Below are 23,059 nucleotides of genomic sequence, written 5' to 3'. Positions count from 1 at the left end.
CGTTGCCGCGTGTCAGCGGTTGACCGAGAGGTACTTGGACAGGTGCTCGTCGGCGGCGTTGTCGCCCCAACCGGACACCTTGTCGGAAATCAGCCAGAGCGAGGCCGAGTTGAGCAGCGGCGCGATCGGCTGCTCCTTCAGGAGCAGCGCCTCGGCCTCGTGCAGGAGCGCGGCGCGCTTGGTCGGGTCCTGCTCCTCGTAGGACGCGGCCATCAGCCGGTCGTATTCGGGGTTCGACCACTTGGAATAGTTGAACGTCGCGTTGCCGGTGGTCGTCAGCGCGAGGAAGTTCTCGGCATCGGCGTAGTCGGCCACCCAGCCGGCGCGCGCCACGTTGAACGTGCCGCCCTCCTGGAGATAGGCGTAGTGCGAGGCGACGTCCGAGTTCTGGAGCGTCACGTTCGCGCCGAACTGCGTGCGCCACATGTCGGCGATGGCGGTGGCCACGCGCTCGTGGTTGGTGTTGGTGTTGTAGCGGATCGAGATGTTGAGCGGCTTGCCGCCCTCGCCGTAGCCGGCGTCCTTCATGAGGCGCAGCGCCTCGTCCTCGCGGTCGAGCTGGTCGAGCGAGGCGAAGCTCGGCTCGCCGGGCTCGCCGTAGCCCGAGATACCCGGCGGGACGAAGGAGAGCGAGGGCAGGCGGGCGCCCTGGAAGATCTCGGTCGACAGGAAGTCCCGGTCCACCGCCATGGACAGGGCGTTGCGCACGTTGACGTCGTCGAAGGGCGCGGTGCGCGTATCGAAGACGTAGTACTCGGTGGAGAGCTTCGGCGTGACGCGCACCTGGTCGCCGAACTCCTTCTTCAGGAACTCGAGCTGGTCGGCGGCGAAGTCGAACGTCATGTCGAGCTCGCCCGCCTGGAAACGGCGCTGCGCGGCGGCCGCGTCGTCGATCGGGTAGAAGATCACGCTCTCCAGCTTCACGTTCGCCGCGTCCCAGTATTCCGGGTTCTTGGCGACGGTGATGTGGTCGTTGGCGACCTGCTCGGTGAGCTTGAAGGCGCCGTTCGAGACCATCACGCCCGGCCGCACGAAGTTGTCGCCCTGGGCCTCGACCGTCGCCGGATGGACGGGCAGCCCCGTCTGATGGGCCAGGAGCTCCACGAAGAAGGGCGTCGGACGCTCCAGCGTGATCTCGAGCGTCTTATCGCCCACCGCGCGCACGCCCAGCTGGTCGAGCGCGACCTCGCCCTTGTTCGCCTTCTCGGCGTTCTTGATCGGGTAGAGGATGTTGGCGTAGGGCGCGGCGGTCTTGGGGTCCTGGATGCGGCGCAGGGAGAACACGAAGTCCTCGGCCGTGACCGGATCGCCGTTGGACCAGTCGGCGTCGTCGCGGATCTTGAACGTGTAGACCGTGCCGTCGTCCGATACGTCCCAGCTCTCGGCGGCGCCGGGCACGATCTTGCCGTCGGGGTCGTAGATCGTCAGTCCCTCGTAGAGGTCCTTCAGCACGAAGGCTTCGATGTTCACCGACGTGCGCGCCTGATCCAGCGTCTGCGGCTCGCCCGCGTTGCCCCGGTGCAGCGTCTGCGCGAGCGCGGGCCCGGCCAGAAGGGTGGACGAGAGGAGGGCGGCGCCGAGAAGGGCGCGGATCGGGCGAAGGGTCATCGGGTGACGTCTCCATGTCGGTTGGCCGCCGGGAGCCAGCAAGGGCTCGACCGGTCGAGCGGAAGCGAAGGTTCAAGCATGGCCCGGCGAGCCAAGGCAAGTCGGAACGCCCCCGTGCGCCGGCAAAAGCATTCACGAGGCCCGGGAAACGAAACGTTTCCACCGATGTCCCAGGGCGAAACGCCTCATCTTGGATCATCGGGACGATTTACTGTGCAGTGCGGTATGATCCGCCGCGTCGCTTAGGCGCGCGGTGCGGGAGAACTAGACGATTCGGCGGCGCTTCGCGGATTTTTGATCGGCCGGGCCTGGTGGAGCATGGCCTGTCCCCGGGCCTGCTCGACGCTAGGTGCATCTCGAACGCGCTGCCGGCGTCGATGGAGTGTTCTTGCGACCTCGTTTCCCGCGTCCCTCGCTGCGTGCCGTGATTCCCGTTCTCGCCGGCGTTGCCATTCTGACGCTCGTCGCCGTGAGGCTGGACGAAGGGGAGGTGGCGCGCCGGCTGATCGAAGCCGATCCCGCCCTGTTCGCGCTGGCGGTGCTTGTGGTCCAGCCGCAGATCGTGTTGTCGGCGCTGCGCTGGCGCTTCACGTCGCTCCGCCTCGGCCAGCCGCTGCCGCTCCGGCGCGCGGTCGGCGAATACTATTTCGCGACCCTCCTGAACCAGGTGCTGCCGGGAGGCGTCGCCGGCGACGCGATGCGCGTGGTGCGGGCGGCGCGCGAGGGCGGCGACGGCCGCTGGACGGGCCGGGCCGGGCAGGCCGTCGTTCTCGAGCGGCTGTCGGGACAGGCGGTGCTGTTCGGTGCCGCCGGCGTCGGCCTCCTCGCCGCGCCGGTCGCGTTCGGCACGGTGCCGCCGGGCGGGTCGGGTCTCCTCTTCCTCGTGGGGCTCGCGGCGGCGGCGCTGCTCCTCGGATGGCTCGCGTCTGCGTTCTTGGGCGAGCGCGTCCTTCGCTTTCGGCGGGCCTTCGGTCCCGTCCTCGCGAAAACCTTCCTGCGGCGAGGCGCCTGGGCGGTCCAGGCGATGCTCTCGCTCGCCGTGGTCGGGTCGTATCTTGCGGTGTTCGCCCTGGCGGCGGCCGCCGTCGGCGCACCGCTCGGATGGCGCGCGACGCTCCTGCTGGTGCCGCTCGTGCTCCTGTCGATGCTGCTGCCCGTCTCGGTCGGGGGATGGGGCGTGCGCGAGGCGGCGGCCGCGGCGATCCTGCCGGTCGCCGGGGTCGGGGCGGACGCGGCCTTCGCGGCCAGCGTCGTCTACGGCATCGCCTCGCTCGTCGGCGCCCTGCCGGGCGCGCTCGTGCCGATGCGCCACGCCGTCGCCGGACGCAAGGCGCCCGCCCGGTCCTGCCCCTAGGGCCCGGGAGGCAGCGTCAGCACGTCCCAGTGGCCGACATGGCAGGCGCCCGGCCGCTCCCGGCGCGCCTCCGTCCAGCGATCCAGCACGGCGCGCTCGACCCGCCCCGTTTCGCGCACCGCGCCCGCGAACCCGTCGAGCAGCGCGTCGCGCAAAGCTTCGCTCTCGTGGCCGAGCCGCCAGGGGCTCGGCGCCACCCGCACCGTGTATCCGTGCCCCTCGAAGGTGGTGCGCAACGCATCGGCGGCACCGGGGCCGAGCGCCGGCCCGAGACCCTTGTCGCCCGCCTGATGCGCGTTGAAGGCGGCCAGCATCTCAGGATCGGCTTCGAGCGGCGGGTCCCAGTTCGTCCTGCCGTCGTAGTTCAAGGCGGCGTAGAGGGCGCACCGACGCTCGGCCAGCACCGCCGCGAGACGCTCCACCACGGGACGCGACACGAGGTCGAACAGCGCGGACGCCGTGACCAGACGCGCGCCGTCGAGGATCGCGGGCGGCAGGGCGCCGAGATCGGCCTCCACCCGTTCCACGACGCCGAACCCGGCAAGGCGTGCCGAGGCGGCCTCCAGAAGGCGCGGGTCGTGGTCCACCAGCCGCCAGCGCGTCCCGCCGTCGGGGCCGAAGGCGCGCAGGGTCGAGCCCGTGCCCGAGCCGAGGTCCACCGCGAGCGCGGACGCTCCGCCCGCCCGCAGGTGGGCGCGCGCGGCATTCAGGAGGGTATGGTCCCGCGCGGCGTGGTCTGCGGGCTCGCGCAGGTCGAGCCAGGTCGTGTCGAAGCCGCTCAATGCACCGCCTCCAAGGCGTCGGAAAGGATCCGGGCGGAATCGGCCCAGGTAGGCAGGCCTTGGGCCGCTTGCCACGCGCCGAGCGCGAGGTCTCGGCGAAGCGCCGGTTCGTCAAGGAGCGCGCGCAGGGCTTCGGCGAAGCCGGCGGCGTCGCCGGGCTCCACCAGCCGCCCGGCCTCCGGCGGCACCACCTCCGCGACCGCGCCGCCCGCGCAGCCGACCACGGGCAGCCCGTGCGCCATCGCCTCCGCGAAGGCCATCCCGTAGCCCTCGAAGCGGGACGGCAGGGCGAAGATATCGGCCGCGCGGTACTCCGCCTCGACGTCGGCAACGGCACCGGCCAGCACGATGCGCCGCTCCAGACCCGCGGCCGCGACGCGCGCCCGCACCATTTCGGCGGTGGCCGGATCGGCCGTCGGGCTGCCGACGATGCGGCATCGCCAGGGGCGATCGGCGAGGCGCGCCAGCGCATCCACCAGCAAGGCGTGGTCCTTGCGCGGGATCAGCGCGCCGACCGACAGGATCGTCGGCACCGGCGCGTCGCGGGTGGTTGGGAGGCGATCGGGGCGCTCGGTGCCGGGCGGGGCGACGGCGACCGTCGCGGCGACCCCGAAGCCGATCTTCAGGAGCCGGGCGGTGGTGGCGCTGGTGGCGACCATCGCCCGCGCGTGCGCCAGCGCCTCGCGTTCGCTGAGGCGCAGCGCCTCGGCCACCGGCGGCGCCAGCCCGTCTTCCAAAGCCAGCGGGTGGTGCACCAGCGCGACCAGCCGCAGCCGCGCGGCCTCGCGCCGCGCCAGGGCGGGCAGGGCGCCGAAGGCGAGCCCGTCGACCAGCACCAGCGCGCCGTCGTCGAGCCCGGCGAAGGCTTCGGCCGTGGCCGCATGGTCGGCCGGCCCCGGCGCCGGAAAGGCGGCGGGCAGCGCGAGCACGCGCAAGCGCCAACCCAGATCGGCGAGTTCGGCGATCATGCGCCGGTCGTAGCCGTAGCCGCCGCTCGGCGCGTCGAGGTCGCCCGGAATGGCGAAAACGAGATCGCGCGCGACCGCCGCGTTCAAAGCTCCGCCTCGTACCAGGCGCGCGCCGCCTGGCTCTCGTGCAGGGTCACGCGCAGGCGCCGGATGCGCGCGCCGCCGGGCCCGAAGGCACCCGCCGCGATCCGCCCGGCCAGGGCGTCGAACACGTGGCGCGCCAGCACCTCGGTCGTGGTGACGCGGCCGCGGAAGACCTCCAGCGCGTCGAGGTTCTGGTAGTTCAGCGGCGCCAGAACCTCGCCGAGCACCGCGGCGGCGAGGCCGATGTCGACGCCGAGGCCGTCCTCGTCCAGGTCCTGCGTGAAGAAGGCCGCGTCCACCTCGAGGGTCGCCCCGTGCATGCCCTGGGCCGGGCCGAACACGGGACGGGGAAGGCTGTGGGCGATCATGATGCGGTCACGGACTTCGACGGCGAACATCGGCGGGCCTCGCGCTGGAGAAGGGGAAGGGGTCAGTCCGCGTAGCGGATGCGGTGGCAGAGCGTGTCGGGGTCGGCGAGGATCGCCGCGTAGTCGCGGTCGAGGCGCGAGAACGCGCTTTCGCCGGAGAACAGACGGTCGAGCACCGGGTCGGCCAGAAGCCGGAGCGCCGCGTCGAGACGGCGCTCCGTGGTCCAGCGGGCGCGGCGGTCGGCGGGGATGCGGCCGACCTGCGAGGAGACGATCGACAGGCGGCGCGCGTGGAACGCGCCGCCGAGCGGCAGGGCGACGGGGCGCGTGCCGAACCAGCTCGCCTCCACCACGCGCGCCTCGACGCCCGCGCAGTCCAGCGCGGCGGCGAGCCCTTCCGGCTGGCCGGACGCGTGCACCACGACGTCCTGGTCGGCCGGCGCTCCGTCCGGCGGCCGGAGCCGACAGCCCCAGCCCGCCAGGCGGCCGAGGCGCGCCTCGGCGGTGTCCACCAGCGTGACCTCGGTGCCCGGCACGCGCGCGGCGAGGTAGGCGACGAGACTGCCGATCAGCCCGGCGCCGATCACGGCCACGTGGTCGCCGGGCGCGATCGCCGCGTCCCAGACCACGTTGAGCGCGGTTTCCATGAAGGGCGCCAGCACCGCCCGCTCGGGCGGCACGTCCTCCGGCACGAGGCGCAGCGCGGCGCGTGGCGCGGCGAAGAGGTCCTGGTGCGGATGGAGGCAGAACACGACGCGCCCGCGCAAGGGGTCCGGTCCGCCTTCCACGGTGCCGACGGCGCTGTAGCCGTATTTCACCGGAAACGGAAAATCGCCCTCCTGGAGCGGCGCGCGCATGCGTTCGTCCTCGCTTTCGGGCACCGCGCCCTGGAACACCAGCCGCTCGGTGCCCCGGCTGATCGCTCCGAACAGGCTTCGCACGCGGCAAGTCTCGGGCGTCGGAACGGGGGCGACGCTTCGACGCAGCTCGGCGCGGCCGGCGCCCACGATCCAGAGCGCGCGACCGTCTTCCGGTCTGTCGGGACCGGCGTCTCCCATGCTTCTTCGGGCTCCTATGGCGCCATCTCCCACCCACCTGGAAACGGCGTCGGCGGCGGCCTCACGGCCACCTCACGCGCTCGTTCAGCGGTCAATCTGGATTAAGGACCGCCGTCGTCTAGCTGTCATGATCGAGCGCCGGGCCGCGTGGCGGCTGTGCCCTGCCGGTGCGCGTCGATGTGGGGAGTGGAAGGCGATGAGCGAAGGCGGTTCCGACATCCTGTTCGGTGGGGACGACGTCTCGGAGATCGCCAAGTTGAACGCCGAGCGCGCCGTTTCCGAACTGCGCTACGGGCGGCCCGTGGTGCTCGCCACGGATGGCGCCCGCTTCGCCGTGCTGGCGCTCGACGCTGCCGCACCCGCCGACGTCGCCCGCTTCTTCGCCGCGGCCGATGCAGAGACCGATCTCTTCCTCAGCGCGCCCCGCGCGCGGGCGCTCGGCCTGTCGACCATCGGCCCGGTGTGCCTGCGCACGGGCCCGCAGGACATCGCCGAACTGTCGCGCCTCGCCTTCGCCGCCGGCGCGCGCAGCGAGGCGCCCTGGCGTCCGGCTCCCGATCTCGGCTGCCTGGTGGAGCTCGCGCGCCTCGCGCAGCTCCTGCCGGCCTTTCTCGTTCGGCCGGCGCGTCCGGGCGACGCCACGCTCGTCCGTTGCCTCGCGGTGGCCGAGGCGGAGCTGCGCGCGGCCACCGCGCAGGAAACCCGTTTCCGCGAGGTCGCCCGCACCCCCGTTCCGCTGCGGGACGTCGCCGACTGCCGCTTCGTGGTGTTTCGCGGGGGCCTCGCTCAGCGCGACCAGCTCGCGATCGTGGTGGGCGAGGCCGACGCGTCGGGGCCCGTGCCGGTGCGCATCCATTCGTCCTGCATCACCGGAGACCTCTTCGGCTCGCTGAAATGCGACTGCGGCGACCAGCTCCGCGAGGGCCTGCAGCTCATCGCGCGGCGGGGCGGCGGCGTGCTCCTCTATCTCGACCAGGAAGGGCGCGGCACCGGGCTGGCCGCCAAGATGCGCGCCTACGGCCTGCAGCACGAGGGCTTCGACACGATCGAGGCCGACGCGCAAATCGGTTTCGAGCCCGACGGGCGGCGCTACGGCGCGGCGGTGGCCATGCTGCGCGGGCTCGGGATCGGCTCGGTGGAACTCCTCACCAACAACCCCGCCAAGATCGCCGCGCTCCAGGCGGCGGGCATCGAGGTAAGCGCCCGCACGGCGGTGCTCGGCACGGTCACGGCGGAGAACCGCGACTATCTCGTCACGAAGGCACGTCGCGCGGGGCACCTTCTGGACTGGCCCGCGATCGCGGCGAAGCTCGGCTGACGCGCGATGCGCTTCGACCCCATCCTGCCGGCCATGCCGGAGGCCGGCCCGATCCCGGCGGTCGGCCGGGCGGGCGCGCCGGCGCTTCCAGGCGCCTGCGCGACGCTGGCGGCGACCGCATTGGGGCTGACGGTCGCGGCGAGCCTTCTGGTCTCTCAGGGCCATGCCGGCTGGCCGGTGCTTCCGCTGGCGCTCGCGCTGTTCGCGCCGGTTGTCGGCTTCGTGCTGTGGACCCTCGGCGAGCATCCGCATGTCCGGTTCGGGCCCGCCAACGTCGTGACGGCGGTGCGCGGAGGGATGGCGGCGGCCCTTGGCGCCTGCGCGTGGGACTACGGCCGGCTGGCCGAGTACGACGCGGGTTTCGAGTGGATGCTGGCCGGCGCCGCCCTGCTGGCGCTGGCGCTGGACGGGCTGGATGGCTGGCTCGCGCGCCGCACGGGCCTCGCCTCGCGCTTCGGGGCGCGCTTCGACATGGAGGTGGACGCCTTCCTGATCCTGATCCTGTGCGCGCTCGCCTTCGCCGACGGCAAGGCCGGCGCCCATGTGTTCCTGATCGGCCTGATGCGCTATGCCTTTGTCGTCTGGGGCGCGCTCGACCCGCGCCTCGCCCGCCCGCTGGCGCCGTCGCTGCGGCGCAAGACGGTCTGCGTCCTTCAGATCGCCCTTCTGTGCTTCGCCCTGCTTCCGCCGGTCGACCCGCCCCTGTCGGAAGGGGTGGTGCTGGCGGCGCTCGTTCTTCTCGCCTGGTCCTTCGCGGTGGACATCCGCGCGCTTCGGAGCGTCCGGCCGTGAAGCGAGGTCTTCTGGACCGCGTCGGCCTCGACGCGGCGACCCTCGGCCTCTGGCGCTCGATCGCGATCTACAACGGCCAGCCGTGGCGCCGCTGGGCGCTGGACCGGTTCCTGCGCACGCTGGTGCGGCCAGGCGACCTCGCCTTCGACATCGGCGCCCATGTCGGCAGTCGTAGCCGGGCGCTGGCACGGGCCGGGGCGCGCGTGGTCGCCTTCGAGCCGCAGCCGCTCTTCGCCGACTATCTCGCCCGCCGGCTCGATCCGGCCACGATCCGCCTCGACCGCCGCGCCGTTGGCCGTGCACCGGGCCGGGCGGAACTCGCGGTGTCCGCGCGCCATCCGACCGTCTCCACCCTGTCCGGCGAATGGCGCGGGCGCGTCGCCGGCGACGAGGGCTTTCGCGGCGTGGAATGGGGCGAGCGCGTCAGCGTCGAGGTATCCACGCTCGACATCCTGATCGCCGAGCATGGCGAGCCGGCCTTCTGCAAGATCGACGTGGAGGGACACGAGGCGGAGGTGCTGGCCGGCCTGTCGCGGCCGCTGCGCTGCCTCGCCTTCGAATACACGCCCGCGACCCTGGACCTCGCCTTCCGCTGCCTCGACCGGCTGGGCGAACTCGGCCGCTACGAGTTCAATCTCGCGGTCGGCGAGGAAGCGCGCTTCCGGCTCGACCGCTGGCTCGGGGACGAGGCGTTCCGCGCGCGGCTCGCGCTGGAAGCCGCCCGCAACCGGCGTTCGGGCGACGTGTACGCGCGCCTGGTGGGGCCCCGCGCGTGACGGAGCCGACGGCGTCCGCCACCGGCGGCGGGCGCGCGCCTCGGCGGATCGGCCTGCGCATCGGGGTCGGCCTCGCGCTGCTCCTTGCGGCTCTCGCGCTGCCGACGCGACCGGGGCCCGTGGCCGATCTTCGGTTTCCGGTGGAATGGTTCTGGGTGGCGGGGCTTCTAGCCTTGCTTCGCGGCCGGGCCTTCGCGCTCCTGTGCGCCGGTGTCGTCGCGCTGGCGGGCGTCGGTGCGGTCCTGAAGCTGGCGGACTGGGGAACCTTCCTGGCGTTCTCCCGCCCCTTCGACCCGGTGGGGGACCGTACGGTGCTGGTCGCCGGATGGCATCTCCTGTCCGGCACCGTGGGGGAGGGACGGGCGCTGCTCGCGGTGGGCGGCGCGCTGGCGGCGTTCCTGGCGGCATTGGCGGTGCTGGCCTGGGGGCTGGCGGGCCTGCGCCGGCTCGCTGGCCGCACGCGCGGCTTCCTGGCCGGGGCCGCGCTGGGTTCGGCGGTCGCCGCGACGCTCCTCGTTGTCCTCGCCCCATCGGTGCCCCTGCCGATCTCCGCGGGTCCTTCGTCCTACGCCGTCGCCAAGGTCGCCGACGCGCGCCGTTCCTTCGTCGCGCAGGCCACCTTCGCGCGTGACGTCGCCGACGATCCGCTGCGCGCGGCGCCCCCGGACGGGCCTCTCGCGGCCCTGACGGGGCACGACGTCTTGGTCGTGTTCGTGGAATCCTACGGTCGCAGCGTGGTGGAGGAGCCCCGTTTCGCCCCGCGCACGCAGGCGCGGCTGCGGCAGGTGGAGGCCGAACTCGCCGCGGTCGGTGTCGGCTCGCGCAGCGGATGGATGGCCTCGCCGATCGCCGGCGGGCAGAGCTGGCTGGCGCACGGCACGCTCCTTTCGGGCCTCTCGATCGACAACCAGACGCGCTACGAAAGCCTGCTGCGGAGCCGCCGGCAAAGCCTCAACGCCCTATTCCATGCGGCCGGATGGCGAACGGCGGCGGTGATGCCGGCGATCACCATGCCCTGGCCCGAGGCCGCCTGGTTCGGCTACGACGAGATCCTGGCCGCGCACGATCTCGGCTATCGCGGCCGGTCGTTCAACTGGGTCACCATGCCCGACCAGTTCACGCTCCGGCAGATCGGCGAGCTGCTGGAGCGCACGCCCGGACCCACGATGCTGATCACCGCGTTGATCTCCAGCCACGCACCCTGGACGCCGATCCCCCGGATGGTGCCGTGGGACGCGGTCGGCGACGGCACCGTGTTCGACGCGCAGGCCGCCGGCGGCGAGGCGCCCGACGTCCTGTGGCGCGATCCCGAGCGCGTGCGGTTCAACTACGGCCTGTCGATCGACTACGCGCTGGAGGCGCTCGGCTCGTTCGTGGCGCGGTTCGCGCGCGACGCGGTGGTCGTGGTGGTCGGCGACCATCAGCCGGCCGAGCTGGTCACGGGGCCCGGCGCCTCGCGCGACGTCCCGTTCCACGTCCTGTCCGCCGATCCGGCCGTGCTTCGGCGGTTGGAGGGCTGGGATCTCGCCACCGGCATGGTCCCCGCGCCGGGCGGGACGAGCCTGCCGATGGACGCCTTCCGCGAGCGTTTCGTGCGCGCGATGAGCGGCGCGGGACCCGCGACATGAGCGCGATGCGCGTTTCCGACGGGGCGTGGCGGGCGCTTCTGGCGCTGCGCGGCGGGCAGGACGCCGCGCGACCCTCGCCCGACGACGAGCCGGCCTGGGCGCTCTACGAGCCGCTGGCCCGCCGGCGCCGGGAATCCTTCGTGGTGGCGCAGGTCGGCCAGAGCCTCGACGGGCGCGTGGCGACGGTGGACGGCGACGCGGCGCCGATTTCCGGCCCGGACGGGTTCGCCCATCTCCATCGCCTGCGCGCCCTGGCCGACGCCGTGGTGGTGGGCGCCGGCTGCGTGGTCGCCGACGATCCGCAACTCACCGTGCGGGAGGTGTCCGGCCCGTCGCCCGTGCGTGTGCTGATCGATCCCAACGGGCGCGTCCCTGCCGATGCGCGCTGCCTGTCCGGCGAGGCGAGGACGATCCTTGTGCGCGCGCGCGATTGCCGCGCGCCGGCGCCCTGCGAGACTATCCACCTCGCGCGCGGGGAGGGGGATCGGCTGAGCCCGCGCTCGCTGCTCGACGCGCTGGCCGACCGAGGCTTGGTCCATGTGCTGGTGGAGGGGGGAGCCGCGACGATCCGCCACTTCCTGGAAGCCGGGCTGGTGGACCGCCTGCACGTGTCGGTGGCCCCGATCGTGATCGGCTCGGGCGCTCCGGGGCTTACGCTGTCGCCCGTATCGCGCCTCAGCCAAGCCCTGCGTCCCCGCTGTCGCACCTACGATCTCGGCAACGACACCTTGTTCGATTGCGCATTCGAAGACGCTTGAGGGAAGCGTCTCGAGGTTCGGTCGCGGCCAAAGAATTTCGCGGTGGATCGCGGGGACGCTGCGAATGCGCGATATCGTCTTAAGCTCGCGTTAGAGGGGCTGGACGACAACTCGTCCTCATGAAGCGGCCCGCTCGCACAACTCTGGATCATGTCGCCCAGGCCGTCGCGCGGTTCCGCCGCGACGCGTCCGGCGTCGCGGCCGTGGAGTTCTCGCTCGTCGCGCTGCCGTTCTTCTTCGTCCTGATGGCGATGATCGAGACGGCGCTCGCCACCACCGCGGGGGTCATGCTGAACAACGCGGTCAATTCCGCCGCACGCGGTGTGATGACCGGCAGCGTCCAGAAGTCAGACATGGACGCCGACGGCTTCCGCCGCCTGATCTGCGGCGATATCGACATGATGATGTCCTGCGATCGGCTGGTGCTCGACATGCGCACCTTCCCGGCCGGCTCGCCGATCCCGACCTCGGTCGCGCTGCGCGACGGCGCCGTGGACAGCGAGAACTTCTGCTTCGACCCGGGAGGGCAGGACACGATCACCGTGATCCGCGCCTATTACCCGTGGCCTTGGGTGACCTCCATCCTCAACGGCTTCGCGGAGGACACGAACGGCAACGCGATCCTCGGCTCCATGGCGGCCTTCATGAACGAACCCTTCGGCGGCGCGACGTCGACGAAGGCCAACTGCTGAGGACCGGGGATGGAGCAGCCGCGCCGCGCCCGATTTCTCCCGTTCCTGCGCGATCGCCGTGGTGCCGCGGCCGTGGAATTCGCCGTCATCCTCCCGGTGATGCTGCTGTTCTATCTCGGCACGTTCGAGGCCTCGCAGGCCATCATCACCAAGCGCAAGGTGACGAACGCGGCTGAGACGGTGGGCGGCATCGTGGCGCGCTCTTCCGAAATGGACGCGACGCGCATGCGCAACGTCCTTCTCATCTCCGACGCCATCATCGGTTCGGTGGACGGCGATCCGCCCGAGATCACGGTCACCACCGTGCGCACCGACGCCAAGGGGGTCGCCACCGTCGACTGGTCGCGAAGGGGAACCGCGGAGGCGGCGGCCAAGGGCACGCCCTACCGGCTTCCGGACGAGCTGGCGGGCCTTGCCGACGCCTACTTCGTGCTCGCGACGGTGCGCTACGCCTATACGCCGGCCTTCGACTTCGTCGGCATATTCGGCACGATGGAGTTCGAGCGCCGCTTCACGTTCCGGCCCCGCAAGGGCACGGAGATCGCCTGGAAATGATCCGCCCGCTTCCACCGACCCGGCGCGAGGACCTGCCATGAGCCGCTATCGATCCTTTCGGCGCGACGTTCGCGGCAACGTCGCCCTCGTCTTCGCGCTGGTGATGCCCGTGATCGTCGTGACCATGGGCATGGCGGTGGACACGTCCGCGATCGAGGCGTCGAAATGGAGCATGCAGCGCTCGCTCGACGCGGCGGCGCTGGGCGCGGCCAAGCAGTACGGCCGCACGCAGGACCCGGCTGAGCTCGAGCGATGGGCGCAGTCCCTCTTCTTCGCCAACGAGGGAAGCGAGGCGAGTGCCGACACGCGCTTTTCCTACGACGGCGTCACGCGCGTGGACGGCAACAACGTGCTGCGCGTTTCGGCGGTGCGCGACGCTCCGACCTATTTCGGCGGAGCGGTGAAGGCCGTCACGGGCGGCAAGGTCGACCTGGAGCGCTGGCATCTCGAAGCGTTCAGCGAGGTGATCGTCGCCAACCGCTCGATCGAACTGGCGCTGGTGCTCGACAATTCCGGCTCGATGAAGAACGCGCCGGCCGGCGGTGGCGCGGCCAAGATCGTGACGCTGCGCGAGGCCACCAAGTCGCTGGTCTCCAAGATGCTCGTCTCCCAGCCGGCGGCCAACGCCAAGGATCCGGTCCGCATCTCCGTGGTGCCGTTCGCGGCGTCGGTCAACGTCGGCAAGGACTATGCCTCCGCCACCTGGATGGACACCAAGGGCCTCAACCCCTCGCATCACGACGACTTGGACTGGACGACCTGGAAGGTTTACGGCTTCCGGCAGGCTCAGAAGATGTCCGACGGTTCCTGGAAGGATCTTCTCCTCAGGCCGCTGACCAAGTTCACGATCTTCGAAAAGCTGGGCAAGCGCTACAGCGACTGGGCTTGGGCGGGCTGCGTCATGTCGCGGCCGAACGGATATGCGATCACCGACAACGCCCCGATCGAGAAGGACCCGTCGACGCTTTTTGTGCCGCTGTTGGCCCCATCCGAATACAACTGGAGCGGTTCGCTTTCGTCGGTGAAGAACGACTATCTTCCCGACACGGGCAATGCTCCGGACGGCGACGCCGCGGCCCTGGCGAAGCAGCGGGACGTGACGAAGTATTTGGAATCGCCCAACGCAGATCGCAAAAAGGAAGGTCCGAACAACGGTTGCACCACGACGAAGATCACGCCGCTGACTGCGACGGAATCGGTGGTCCAGAGCGCCGTGCGGGACATGCAGCCCCTGGGCGGCACCAACATCGCGGAAGGCTTGGCCTGGGGCTGGCGCACGCTCACCGACGGACAGCCTTTCCCCGAGGGCCGTCCCCGCAACACCAAGGAGAACCTCAAGGTCGTCGTCCTGATGACGGACGGCGAGAACACCTACAACGCGGCCTACACGTCCGGCGAGCAGATCGAGCTGACCAACGCCAACCGCTCGATGTTCGGCACCTACGGCTACGGCCAGATCCTCGACACCACCAAGAGCACGCCGACCGTGCGGATCGGCCGGATGTTCGACGCGACCCTCTCCACCAAGCCCAAGGCCGCCATCTCCAACATCACCGCCGCGATGAACGAGACGATGAGCCGCGTCTGCGAGAACATCAAGAAGGACGGCACCAACGACGATGGCGGCGACGGGATCGTGATCTTCTCGATCGCCTTCGACCTGAAGGACGGAAGTCCGATCAAGGAGCGGCTGCGGGCCTGCGCCTCCAACGGCATCGACGGCAAGGGCGCCAAGCTCTACTACGACGCCAAGAACTCCAACGACCTTCTGAGCGCCTTCTCCTCCATCACCGACGAGATCTCGGCGCTGCGCATCGCGCGATGAGGCGGGTGGGCCCGGCAGGACTCGAACCTGCAACCAAGCGGTTATGAGCCGCCGGCTCTAACCATTGAGCTACAGGCCCGACCCGAGCCCGAACGCCTATCGCAACGGCGGCCGGTTCTCAAGCGGGCGAGCGCGGGGGCGCGGGGGATTTCGCCGCGCGGCCGGGGACGCTAGACCTTGTGCGCGGCCGGCGCGTCCGGCCCGTGCGACGAGGAAACTGCCATGGCTTCGGAACTGTCCCACCGCATTCTCGCCGGCCAAGGCCGCCGGCCGGCCGACGTCGTGATCCGCGACGCGCGGCTCCTGGACCTCATCACCGGCACCGTCGAGACCACCGACATCGCCATCGTCGGCGATCGCGTCGTCGGCACGCACGGCCGATACGAGGGCGAGCGGGTGATCGAGGCGCGGGGGCGCTTCGCGGTTCCCGGCTTCATCGACACGCATCTGCACATCGAATCCTCGCTGGTCTCGCCGCTGGAGTTCGACCGCTGCGTGCTGCCGCGCGGCGTGACCACCGTGTTCTGCGACCCGCACGAGATCGCCAACGTCCTGGGCGCGGAGGGGATCGGCTATTTCGCGGCCTGCGCCGAGGCGAGCGTGATGGACATCCGCATCAACCTGTCCTCCTGCGTCCCGGCGACCGGCTTCGAGACCGCCGCCGCCCGGCTCGAGATCGACGATCTCCTGCCGTTCCTCGACCACGCCAAGGTCCACGGCCTTGCCGAGATGATGAACTATCCCGGCGTTCTCGGTCTCGATCCGGGCATCCTCGCCAAGCTCGAGGCCTTTCAGGAACGGCACGTGGACGGCCACGCCCCGCTGCTGCGCGGCACGGCGCTCAACGGCTACCTCGCCGCCGGCATCCGCACCGACCACGAGGCGACGAGCGCCGCCGAGGCGATGGAGAAGCTGCGCAAGGGAATGGCGATCCTGATCCGCGAGGGCTCGGCCTCCAAGGACCTGGAGGCGCTGGCCGAGATCCTGACCGTCGACACCTCGGCCTTCGTGGCGTTGTGCACCGACGATCGCAGCCCGCTGGACATCGTCGAGGAGGGGCATCTCGACGCCATGATCCGGCGGCTGATCGCACGGGGATGCCCGGTGCACCATGTCTACCGCGCCGCCTCGCTCTCGGCCGCGCGCATCTTCGGCCTTGCCGACCGGGGCATGGTGGCGCCGGGCTGGCGTGCCGATATCGTGCTCCTGGACGATCTCGAAGCGTGCCGGGTCTCGGACGTGGTCGCGGGCGGGCGGCTGGTGGAGCCGGCACTGTTCGACGCCCGGCCGACGGTTGCGCCCGTCGGCCTCGGCTCGATGAAGGCCGAGCCCGTTCGGCCGGAACGCTTCCGCCAGCCGGGGGCGGGCACAGCCGGCGCGGTGCCGGTGATCGGCGTCCGGGCCGGGCTGCTGCTGACCGAGCGCATGGACGCCCGGCTCGAGGTTCGCGACGGCGAATGGCAGCCGGACACGGCGCAGGACGTCCTGAAGCTCGCGGTGGTGGAGCGGCACGGGCGCAACGGCAATGTCGGGCTCGGCTTCGTCAACGGCTTCGGACTGAAACGGGGCGCCATCGCCTCGTCGGTCGCCCACGACAGCCACAACATCACCGTGGTCGGCACCTGCGCGCGCGACATGGCGGCGGCCGTGAACGGCGTGGTAGAGCGTGGCGGCGGATTCGTGGTGGCCGACGAGGGGCGCGTCACGGCCGGCCTCGCGCTGCCGATGGCCGGGCTGATGAGCCTCGAGCCGTTCGAGACCGTGGTGCACGACCTCGAAACCCTGGTGGACGCCGCCCGCGCGCTGGGCTGCGCGCTGCCCGAGCCGTTCCTGCAACTGGCGTTCCTGGCCCTGCCGGTCATCCCCCATCTGAAGCTCACCGACCGCGGCCTCTTCGACGTCGACCGCTTCGCGTTCGTCGAGAGCTGAGCAGCGCCGCGAGGCGTCCAAGGGGAGCCGGGCATTCGGGCGATTCGCCGATGGCTGGGGCGCCTGGATTCGAACCAGGGAATGGCGGTACCAAAAACCGCTGCCTTACCGCTTGGCTACGCCCCAAGACCCGCCGACGGCGAGGGCTTCTATAGTCGCTCGGTGGGTGGCGCGCAAGGAAGCGGAAGGGCCGTCGCGCCGTCCGTGTTTTGGTGCGTCGGACGCGCGAATCCTGTTGCGCCCAGGGCTGCGGTTGGCTATAGACCCGCTCGGTCACGGAGTGTAGCGCAGCCTGGTAGCGCACCTCGTTCGGGACGAGGGGGTCGCAGGTTCAAATCCTGCCACTCCGACCACTCTTTCAAACATCTACGCTATCCATTCCCGACAGCGGCGCCGAATGCGCTCGGCTGCGCGGAGCGGCCGAGCACGCCGGCGACCGTGTGATGGCGAGCTTTTCGGTTAGGCCGGGATGGTGCGCCGCCGACTGCGTCCGAACAGCGTGCGTGCTCGGCTCCCTAAGGCCCGCGGGCAGCGGCTGGAAGCCGGGCAGGAGCTCCGGTGCAGGGTCGGTGCTGGCTTCAGGACGCAGGCGATCGATGCGGGTCGGGCGACGCTTGCGAATCGAAGGGGCCGGCGCGTGCGGGATCTATCGCATTCTGCCTTCTCCCGCCGTGATCGGTAGGTTGGCGTCGAAGGCGCGGTCGGCCGTCCGCCGCGATCGGATTCATCTGTGTGGGGTCCGCCGGCGTGGGTGAACCGGCGGCGCCCTCCGCGCGCGCCGGCGGTCAGACGGGGGCGGCTTCGGTCCGCGCCGCCGACACCACGCTCTCGCGTTCCAGGTAGCCCACGGCGTCGCCGGCGGCGTTCGTCACGGTGAGGCCGGGCAGGTCGTCGGCGAGCATCAGCGACAGGGCGAGGTGCAGGCTCGCCCGCTCGTCCACCGAGCCACGGGTCGTCGCCGCCTCGCGGCGCGGCCCCATGGCGCTGCCGGCCGTTCGAAGGGCGAGGCGTCGGATCGCGCGGTCCGGCCCGAGGAAGCTTTCCACGAAGAAATCGGCCGGGCGGGCGAGGATGGCGTCGGGTGTGTCGTACTGGAGAAGCCGTCCGTCGCGCATCACGGCGACGCGGTCGCCCATCTTGATCGCCTCGTCGAGATCGTGCGTGACGATCACCACCGTCTTGCGCACCGCGCGCAGGATCTCCTTGAACTCGTCCTGAAGGCGCACGCGGGTGATCGGGTCGATGGCGCCGAACGGCTCGTCCATCAGCATGATGTCGGGATCGGCCGCCAGGGCCCGCGCGAAGCCGACGCGCTGGCGCTGGCCGCCCGAGAGCTCGTGCGGCAGGCGGGCGCGCATGGTCGCCGGATCCAGCCCCACGAGGTGGAGGAGCTCGTCCACCCGCCGGTCCGTGCGCGCCTTGTCCCAGCCGAGAAGGCGCGGGACGGCGGCCACGTTGCGCGCGATGGTCATGTGCGGGAAGAGCCCGACATGCTGGATCACATAGCCGATGTTGCGGCGCAGGAGCGTCAGCTCGCTGGTCGCCACGTCGCGACCGTCGATCAGAATGCGGCCCGAGGTCGGCACCTCCAGCCGGTTGATCATGCGCATGGTCGTGGTCTTGCCGCAGCCCGACGGCCCGATCAGCGCGACCGTGGTGCCGGTCTCGATCTCGAAATCGAGGCCGGTGACGGCGGCTTGCGCCGTGCCGGGGAAGGACTTGGTGACGTTCTCGAGCCGGATCATGGGATATTCCTGGCGAAGGGATGCGGCCGTCAGCCCTGCCGCTTCACGAGGCGTTCGACCCCGCTCAGCAGCAGTTCGGTGGCGATGGCGAGAAGGGCGATGGGCACGGCGCCGACCAGAAGGCGGGCCATGTCCATGATGGCGATACCGGTGTTGATGAAGTCGCCGAGACCGCCGCCGCCGATGAAGGAGGCGAGCGCGGCGCCGCCGATTAGCTGGATCGACGCCGTCTTGAGGCCCGCCACGATCGGCGGCACGGCGAGCGGCAGTTCTACCTGGAGGAGCCGCTCGCGCCGGCCCATGCCGATCCCCGAGGCGGCGTCGATGATGGCAGGGTCGATGCCGCGCACGCCGGCGATCGTGTTGAGCAGCATGGGCGGGATCGCGAGCACCACGAGCGCCACCACCGAGGGCAGGAAGCCGATGCCGAGGATCGGCAGCATGGCCGCGAGGATGGCAAGGCTCGGGATCGCCCGGAAGGCGCCCACGAGGTTGACCGCGGCGAAGGCCGCGCGCGGCGAGTGCGCCACCGCGAAGCCGAGCGGGATCGCGACCGCCGAGCCGATCGCCAGCGAGGTGGCGCACATGACAAGGTGCTGGCGGAAGGCGCCGAAGAACGTCGACTGGTTCTCGGCGATCCAGTTCAGGGCGTCGAGGAGGATCATGCGGTTCTCCGTCCGGCGGGCGCCAGCGCACGCTCCAGGCGTGCGAGCGCGAAGTCGAAGAACAGCGCCAGCGCCGCCGTCAGCAGACCGCCCACGAGGATCTTCTCGAGGAACCGCTGGTCGATGCCCTCGAAGATGAGGACGCCGAGGCCGCCGGCGTTGATGTAGGCCGCCACGGTGGCGATGCCGATCACCGTCACGCTCGCGATGCGCACGCCCGCGACGATGAAGGGCAGAGCCAGCGGCAGCTCGATCTCGAGGAGGCGCCGCGCCGGGCTGTAGCCGAGCCCGCGGGCCGCCTCCAGGACCTCGTCCGGGATCGCCTGGAAGCCGGTGCCGATGTTGCGCACCAGGATCATCAGGCTATAGGCGGCGAGACCGGTGATCGCCGGCGCGCTGCCGATGCCCATGATCGGGATCAGAAGCGCGAACAGGGCGAGGCTCGGGATCGCGAAGAGCACGCCCGTGACCGCGAGCACCAGGCCGAAGGTGCGCGGGCGGCGCGCCGACCAGATGCCGATCGCCAGCGAGACCACGAGCGCGATCGACACCGACAGGAAGACCAGCACGAGATGCTGCAGCAGCGCCTCCAGGATGCGGTCCAGGTTGCGGAAGGTCCATGTCATGCGCAAACGCTCGCTTCGTCGCGGAAGGCCTGCAGTTCGCCCCGCGCGATGGCGCGGTCGAGCGCGGCGATGTCGGGGGCCGCCGGGCGGTCGCGCAGGAGCGGCGGGACGCGCTCGCGGATCGCCGCGTGGAGGGAGGCGGTGCCCTCGCCGAGGCGTGCGCCGCGAAGGTCGCAGGCCCGCGCCGCCACGACCATCTCGATCGCCACCAGCATGCGCAGATGCGCGACGAGCCCCTGAAGGCGGCGAATGCCGGGCATCGCCATGGACGCGTAGTCCTCCACCCGGTCGGCCACGGGCAGGACGGTGAAGGGAAGCGGCGCGGCGGCGTGCGCGATCTCGGCGACCAGCGCGGCGACCGTCTTCTGGAGCGTCGCGAAGCCGTTGGCGCCGGGCTCGTCCTGCGGAGCGAGGAAACGCGGCAGGTCGCTCGCGGCGGGCGACATCAGCTTGGCGATCCGCTCGCCCCCGGCGGCCGCGAGGCGGGCGAGGGCCAGGGCGAGGGCATCGAAGGAGAGGGCCAGGTGCGTCGCGTCGAAATTGCCGTTCGGCAGGATGCGGTCGGCCTCCACCAGAACCGCCGGATTGTCGTCGCTGGAGGCGAGCTCGTCGTTGGTGGCGGCGCGGGCGCGATCGAGCGCGTCGAGGCAGGCGGCGAGCACGTGGGGGCCCACGCGCAGGCTCAGCGGATCCTGCAGCCGGCGCGCGGCGCCGGGCATGGGCAGGTCGCCGCCCGCCAGCAGGCCGTGCAGCGCCTGCGCCACGGCGGCGCCGCGCGGCACCGGCCGCAGCGCCATCGCGGCGGGGTCGATCGGATCGAGGGAGGCGCGGAACGCCTCGAACGACAGGGCGGTGGCGGCAAGCGCGGCCGACAGGACCCGCTCGGCGTCGCCCACCGCGAGGCAGGCCAGGCCCACCGCCGCGGCGTTGGAGGACACGAGGGCGAGGCCGTCCTTCGGGGCGAAACGGGGAAGCGCGAGGCCGCGCTCCGCGAAGGCCTCGCCGCCCGTGCAGAGGCGGCCGTCGCGGGTCTCCGCCGGCCCGTCGCCGGTCATCGCCCAGGCGAGGTGCGCGAGCGGAGCGAGATCCGCCTCGCCGATGGAGCCGATCAGCGGCATGCGTGGGTGGATGCCTTCGTTGAGCATGGTGGCGAGGCCGGCCGCGGCGGCCGTCGAGGCGCCGGAGCGGCCGAGGCAGAGGCGCGCGAGGCGCACCACCATGGTCGCGCGCACCTCTCGCACAGTGGCGAAGGGGCCGACGCCGACCGCCCGCGCTTCCACGATGCGCCGCTGCGCGTCGCCCCCCTGCGGCGCCACGGCGGTGTCGACAGCCGCGCCGAGACCCGTGCTGACGCCGTAGATCGCGGCGCCGGCGCCCGCGTGCCGGAGAAGGCAGGCATGGGCTTCGGCGATCGCGGCTTCGGCCTCGTGCGAGACCGCGACGGCGGCCTCGTCCTCGGCGACGCGCCGGACGGCATCCACGTCGATGCCGTCCGTCTTCAGGACAAGCGGCGACGCACCGCGTTCCGGCGTTGCGCGCCCGCCGTCCGACATCACTGGATGACGCCATGCTCGCGCAGGAAGTCCTCCGCCACGTCCGAGGCTTCCTCGTGATCGCGCTCCACGCGACCGTTCAGGACCTGCATCGTGTCGTTGTCGAGGAGGGTGCTGACGCGATCCAGGATCTCCTGGGCGGCGGGGTAGGTCTTGAGCGCATCCTCGCGGACCACGGGAGCGACGAAGTAGGGCGGGAAGAGGCCCTTGTCGTCCCGCAGCGGGACGAACTTCTGGTCCGCGATCTGCCAGTCGGTCGCAAAGCCGTTGGCGACGTCGATCTGGCCGCCGGCCAGCGCCTCGTAGCGCAGCACCAGCCGCGCGAACTGGCGGAACTCGCCGAACTCGATGCCGTAGACGTCTCGCAGGCCCGGGATGCCGTCCTGACGATCGGCGAACTCGGGACCGGCGCCCAGCGACATCTTGCCGGCCACGGCGGCCAGGTCGGACAGGGTCGCGAGCTTGTTGTCCTCGGCGGTCTTCGCGCTGACCAGAATCGCGTAGCCGTTGTTGATGCCGGCGGGCTGGAGCCAGCGAAGCTGGAACTTGTCCTGGTAGAAGGCGCTGACCTCGTCGTAGACGGCTTTCGGGTCGCTCTTGATCTTGCCGCCGACCACGGCCACCAGCGCGGTTCCCGTGTATTCGGGGTACATGTCGATGTCGCCCGAGGTCAAAGCCTGCTGCGCGATCAGCGTGCCGCCGAGGTTGAGCTTGCGCTCCACCGGGATGTCGGACGCTTCGAGCGCGGCGGCGTAGAGCTCGCCGAGGATCACCTGCTCGGTGAAGTTCTTGCTTCCGATCTTGAACGCCTGCGCGTTGGCGGCCGTGCCCAGGCCGAGCGCGATCGCGAGGCCGAGAAGTGTGGCAGTCTTCATGATGCGGGATCTCCCGGAAGGGCGCGATGGGTGACGGGCAGGACCCGCCGGCAGGAGGATGCTGCGGCGTTTCTCCGGTAATGTAAAGTCATAAAGAGGAGGCCTGTGGCGATCCTCCGACCCTGCTTATCCGTTGTGCTTCAGGACGCTGAAATGTTGGGCAGCTGTGCCGAATAGGATCAAGGAACTCCGTTGCTTTGCAACGCTCTTGCTTGTTTCATGCGACTTGGTGGAAGGTTTCGTGGAATGGCTGGTCCAGAGCGCGGACCGGGAATCGCCGGGGTCGAGTTCGAGGACGTGGCGCGGGATATTGAGTGGACATAACGAGATGCTGCAGCCCACGATATCCGAACCCCGAGTTGCCCCTCGCGCCGCGCGCGGCGGCAGCGAGGAATCGCTGTTCGTGCGCATCCGCCGCCAGATGTCGGAACGGATCCTGAAGGGGGTCTACGGGGTCGGAGAGCGGCTTCCTTCCGAGGCGGAACTCGCGCAGGAGTTCGGCGCCTCGCGGCAGACCGTCAGCAAGGCGATCGCCGAACTCGCGCGTTGCGGCCTCGTGGAGCGCAACCGACGGGCGGGAACCGTGGTGACGCGCAAGTTCCACCGCACCTTCATCCTGCCGCTCGCCGATATCCGGCAGGACGTGCGCGACCGCGGCCTCGCCTACGGCTACCGGGTGCTGGACCGAGCGATCCTGCGCAACGGGCGCGACGGGCTGGACTGGAGCGACGTGCCCTCCGGCGAACCGCTGGTGCGGGTCGAGGTGCTGCACCTGGGCGACGACGCGCCGCTGATGCTGGAGTCGCGCCTCATCAACATCGCCGCCGCGCCCGCGGTGACGCAGGAGACGTTCGAGCGCGCCGCGCCGAGCCCCTGGCTGCTCGCCAACATTCCGTGGACGAGCGTCGACCACCGCATCGCCGCCGTCAACTGCGGCAGCGACCTTGCAGGGAAGCTCGATCTGGCCGTGGGCACGGCCTGTCCGACGATCGAGCGGCGCACGTTCCACTTCGACGTGCCGGTGACGCGTGCCCGCATGGTGCTGGCGGGCAGCCGGCTCGAGGTCAAGGGATCCTACACGCTGCCGACGATCTGACGCC

At 71.2% G+C, this 23,059-nt stretch carries 21 protein-coding genes and 3 tRNA genes; 12 read left to right on the top strand and 12 right to left on the bottom strand.

The annotated features are described in order from the left end of the window. Nucleotides 1-12: 12 nt before the first annotated feature. Nucleotides 13-1,608: a peptide ABC transporter substrate-binding protein gene (locus D3218_RS06850; RefSeq protein WP_119539158.1), complete on the bottom strand. Its 1,596-nt coding sequence runs from the start codon at nucleotides 1,606-1,608 to the stop codon at nucleotides 13-15. Between the two features lie 388 nt (nucleotides 1,609-1,996). On the opposite strand from D3218_RS06850, the gene D3218_RS06845 reads away from it, so the two are divergent. Further along, nucleotides 1,997-2,962, top strand: coding sequence for a lysylphosphatidylglycerol synthase transmembrane domain-containing protein (locus tag D3218_RS06845; RefSeq protein WP_245414949.1), 966 nt, complete (start codon nucleotides 1,997-1,999; stop codon nucleotides 2,960-2,962). Here the strand turns inward: D3218_RS06845 and D3218_RS06840 are convergent. Genes D3218_RS06840 through D3218_RS06825 form a run of 4 tightly spaced genes read right to left on the bottom strand, consistent with a single transcriptional unit; the run spans nucleotide 2,959 to nucleotide 6,222 of the window. Further along, nucleotides 2,959-3,744, bottom strand: coding sequence for a class I SAM-dependent methyltransferase (locus D3218_RS06840; protein ID WP_119539157.1), 786 nt, complete (start codon nucleotides 3,742-3,744; stop codon nucleotides 2,959-2,961). The genes D3218_RS06845 and D3218_RS06840 overlap by 4 nt on opposite strands. Beyond that, on the bottom strand, nucleotides 3,741-4,799 hold the full coding sequence (locus D3218_RS06835) for a glycosyltransferase (RefSeq protein WP_245414948.1): 1,059 nt from the start codon (nucleotides 4,797-4,799) through the stop codon (nucleotides 3,741-3,743). The genes D3218_RS06840 and D3218_RS06835 overlap by 4 nt, the downstream gene beginning before the upstream one ends. Next, nucleotides 4,796-5,194 (bottom strand): 6-pyruvoyl trahydropterin synthase family protein, encoded by a 399-nt coding sequence (locus D3218_RS06830; protein ID WP_119539156.1) that lies wholly within the window; start codon nucleotides 5,192-5,194, stop codon nucleotides 4,796-4,798. Before D3218_RS06830 ends, D3218_RS06835 begins: the two co-directional genes overlap by 4 nt. Nucleotides 5,195-5,226: 32 nt before the next feature. Further along, on the bottom strand, nucleotides 5,227-6,222 hold the full coding sequence (locus D3218_RS06825) for a zinc-dependent alcohol dehydrogenase (protein WP_119539155.1): 996 nt from the start codon (nucleotides 6,220-6,222) through the stop codon (nucleotides 5,227-5,229). 196 nt (nucleotides 6,223-6,418) lie between these two features. Here D3218_RS06825 and ribA point away from each other — a divergent pair, with 196 nt between their 5' ends. The 8 genes from ribA to D3218_RS06785 all read left to right on the top strand — a co-directional run bounded on the left by ribA (nucleotide 6,419) and on the right by D3218_RS06785 (nucleotide 14,566). Then, nucleotides 6,419-7,540 carry a GTP cyclohydrolase II RibA gene (ribA, locus tag D3218_RS06820; RefSeq protein ID WP_119539154.1) on the top strand — a complete coding sequence of 374 codons (1,122 nt, stop codon included), beginning with the start codon at nucleotides 6,419-6,421 and terminating at the stop codon, nucleotides 7,538-7,540. Nucleotides 7,541-7,546: 6 nt separating this feature from the next. Further along, nucleotides 7,547-8,332 (top strand): CDP-alcohol phosphatidyltransferase family protein, encoded by a 786-nt coding sequence (locus D3218_RS06815; RefSeq protein WP_119539153.1) that lies wholly within the window; start codon nucleotides 7,547-7,549, stop codon nucleotides 8,330-8,332. Further along, nucleotides 8,329-9,108 carry an FkbM family methyltransferase gene (locus D3218_RS06810; protein WP_119539152.1) on the top strand — a complete coding sequence of 260 codons (780 nt, stop codon included), beginning with the start codon at nucleotides 8,329-8,331 and terminating at the stop codon, nucleotides 9,106-9,108. The genes D3218_RS06815 and D3218_RS06810 overlap by 4 nt, the downstream gene beginning before the upstream one ends. After that, nucleotides 9,105-10,736, top strand: a complete 1,632-nt coding sequence (locus D3218_RS06805) for a sulfatase-like hydrolase/transferase (RefSeq protein WP_119539151.1) — start codon at nucleotides 9,105-9,107, stop codon at nucleotides 10,734-10,736. Before D3218_RS06810 ends, D3218_RS06805 begins: the two co-directional genes overlap by 4 nt. Further along, the gene (locus D3218_RS06800) at nucleotides 10,733-11,494 is read left to right on the top strand and encodes a RibD family protein (RefSeq protein WP_119539150.1); all 762 of its coding nucleotides are present in this window, start codon (nucleotides 10,733-10,735) and stop codon (nucleotides 11,492-11,494) included. The genes D3218_RS06805 and D3218_RS06800 overlap by 4 nt, the downstream gene beginning before the upstream one ends. A gap of 119 nt (nucleotides 11,495-11,613) precedes the next feature. Further along, on the top strand, nucleotides 11,614-12,186 hold the full coding sequence (locus D3218_RS06795) for a TadE/TadG family type IV pilus assembly protein (RefSeq protein ID WP_119539149.1): 573 nt from the start codon (nucleotides 11,614-11,616) through the stop codon (nucleotides 12,184-12,186). A gap of 72 nt (nucleotides 12,187-12,258) precedes the next feature. After that, nucleotides 12,259-12,741, top strand: coding sequence for a TadE family protein (locus tag D3218_RS06790; protein WP_168990430.1), 483 nt, complete (start codon nucleotides 12,259-12,261; stop codon nucleotides 12,739-12,741). 37 nt (nucleotides 12,742-12,778) lie between these two features. Continuing rightward, a complete protein-coding gene (locus tag D3218_RS06785) occupies nucleotides 12,779-14,566 on the top strand; it encodes a VWA domain-containing protein (protein ID WP_119539147.1) in 1,788 nt (595 codons plus the stop codon). Nucleotides 14,567-14,572: 6 nt separating this feature from the next. Here the strand turns inward: D3218_RS06785 and D3218_RS06780 are convergent. After that, nucleotides 14,573-14,645 (bottom strand) — tRNA-Ile (locus D3218_RS06780). Nucleotides 14,646-14,788: 143 nt separating this feature from the next. Between D3218_RS06780 and ade the strand changes: the two genes are divergently transcribed. Next, a complete protein-coding gene (gene ade, locus D3218_RS06775; RefSeq protein ID WP_119539146.1) occupies nucleotides 14,789-16,495 on the top strand; it encodes an adenine deaminase in 1,707 nt (568 codons plus the stop codon). 51 nt (nucleotides 16,496-16,546) lie between these two features. Here ade and D3218_RS06770 read toward each other — a convergent pair. After that, a tRNA-Gln gene (locus D3218_RS06770) sits at nucleotides 16,547-16,621 on the bottom strand. A 150-nt stretch (nucleotides 16,622-16,771) separates the two neighbouring features. Between D3218_RS06770 and D3218_RS06765 the strand changes: the two genes are divergently transcribed. After that, nucleotides 16,772-16,848: transfer RNA gene (locus tag D3218_RS06765), tRNA-Pro, on the top strand. A gap of 432 nt (nucleotides 16,849-17,280) precedes the next feature. Here the strand turns inward: D3218_RS06765 and D3218_RS06760 are convergent. The 5 genes from D3218_RS06760 to D3218_RS06740 all read right to left on the bottom strand — a co-directional run bounded on the left by D3218_RS06760 (nucleotide 17,281) and on the right by D3218_RS06740 (nucleotide 21,959). Further along, on the bottom strand, nucleotides 17,281-18,240 hold the full coding sequence (locus D3218_RS06760; protein WP_119539145.1) for an ABC transporter ATP-binding protein: 960 nt from the start codon (nucleotides 18,238-18,240) through the stop codon (nucleotides 17,281-17,283). Between the two features lie 29 nt (nucleotides 18,241-18,269). Then, on the bottom strand, nucleotides 18,270-18,905 hold the full coding sequence (locus D3218_RS06755) for an ABC transporter permease (RefSeq protein WP_119539144.1): 636 nt from the start codon (nucleotides 18,903-18,905) through the stop codon (nucleotides 18,270-18,272). After that, on the bottom strand, nucleotides 18,902-19,531 hold the full coding sequence (locus D3218_RS06750; RefSeq protein WP_119539143.1) for an ABC transporter permease: 630 nt from the start codon (nucleotides 19,529-19,531) through the stop codon (nucleotides 18,902-18,904). The genes D3218_RS06755 and D3218_RS06750 overlap by 4 nt, the downstream gene beginning before the upstream one ends. After that, nucleotides 19,528-21,012: an aromatic amino acid lyase gene (locus D3218_RS06745; protein WP_210209649.1), complete on the bottom strand. Its 1,485-nt coding sequence runs from the start codon at nucleotides 21,010-21,012 to the stop codon at nucleotides 19,528-19,530. Before D3218_RS06745 ends, D3218_RS06750 begins: the two co-directional genes overlap by 4 nt. Nucleotides 21,013-21,083: 71 nt before the next feature. Then, on the bottom strand, nucleotides 21,084-21,959 hold the full coding sequence (locus D3218_RS06740; RefSeq protein WP_119539141.1) for a glycine betaine ABC transporter substrate-binding protein: 876 nt from the start codon (nucleotides 21,957-21,959) through the stop codon (nucleotides 21,084-21,086). Nucleotides 21,960-22,287: 328 nt separating this feature from the next. Between D3218_RS06740 and D3218_RS06735 the strand changes: the two genes are divergently transcribed. Next, a complete protein-coding gene (locus D3218_RS06735; RefSeq protein WP_119539140.1) occupies nucleotides 22,288-23,055 on the top strand; it encodes a UTRA domain-containing protein in 768 nt (255 codons plus the stop codon). Nucleotides 23,056-23,059 lie beyond the last annotated feature (4 nt).

The sequence above is a fragment of the Aureimonas flava genome, from assembly GCF_003583935.1.
In the GTDB taxonomy this organism is placed as follows: Bacteria; Pseudomonadota; Alphaproteobacteria; order Rhizobiales; family Rhizobiaceae; genus Aureimonas; species Aureimonas flava.
This window is presented reverse-complemented; position numbering and strand designations above follow the sequence as displayed.

Excerpts from the sequence above, each read along its gene's own strand:
- D3218_RS06755 (WP_119539144.1), bottom strand. The coding sequence starts at position 18,905 with ATGATCCTCCTCGACGCCCTGAACTGGATCGCCGAGAACCAGTCGACG.
- D3218_RS06750 (WP_119539143.1), bottom strand. The coding sequence starts at position 19,531 with ATGACATGGACCTTCCGCAACCTGGACCGCATCCTGGAGGCGCTGCTG.
- D3218_RS06825 (WP_119539155.1), bottom strand. The coding sequence starts at position 6,222 with ATGGGAGACGCCGGTCCCGACAGACCGGAAGACGGTCGCGCGCTCTGG.
- D3218_RS06740 (WP_119539141.1), bottom strand. The coding sequence starts at position 21,959 with ATGAAGACTGCCACACTTCTCGGCCTCGCGATCGCGCTCGGCCTGGGC.
- D3218_RS06850 (WP_119539158.1), bottom strand. The coding sequence starts at position 1,608 with ATGACCCTTCGCCCGATCCGCGCCCTTCTCGGCGCCGCCCTCCTCTCG.
- D3218_RS06735 (WP_119539140.1), top strand. The coding sequence starts at position 22,288 with ATGCTGCAGCCCACGATATCCGAACCCCGAGTTGCCCCTCGCGCCGCG.
- D3218_RS06830 (WP_119539156.1), bottom strand. The coding sequence starts at position 5,194 with ATGTTCGCCGTCGAAGTCCGTGACCGCATCATGATCGCCCACAGCCTT.
- D3218_RS06785 (WP_119539147.1), top strand. The coding sequence starts at position 12,779 with ATGAGCCGCTATCGATCCTTTCGGCGCGACGTTCGCGGCAACGTCGCC.
- ade (WP_119539146.1), top strand. The coding sequence starts at position 14,789 with ATGGCTTCGGAACTGTCCCACCGCATTCTCGCCGGCCAAGGCCGCCGG.
- D3218_RS06760 (WP_119539145.1), bottom strand. The coding sequence starts at position 18,240 with ATGATCCGGCTCGAGAACGTCACCAAGTCCTTCCCCGGCACGGCGCAA.
- D3218_RS06800 (WP_119539150.1), top strand. The coding sequence starts at position 10,733 with ATGAGCGCGATGCGCGTTTCCGACGGGGCGTGGCGGGCGCTTCTGGCG.
- D3218_RS06815 (WP_119539153.1), top strand. The coding sequence starts at position 7,547 with ATGCGCTTCGACCCCATCCTGCCGGCCATGCCGGAGGCCGGCCCGATC.
- D3218_RS06795 (WP_119539149.1), top strand. The coding sequence starts at position 11,614 with ATGAAGCGGCCCGCTCGCACAACTCTGGATCATGTCGCCCAGGCCGTC.
- ribA (WP_119539154.1), top strand. The coding sequence starts at position 6,419 with ATGAGCGAAGGCGGTTCCGACATCCTGTTCGGTGGGGACGACGTCTCG.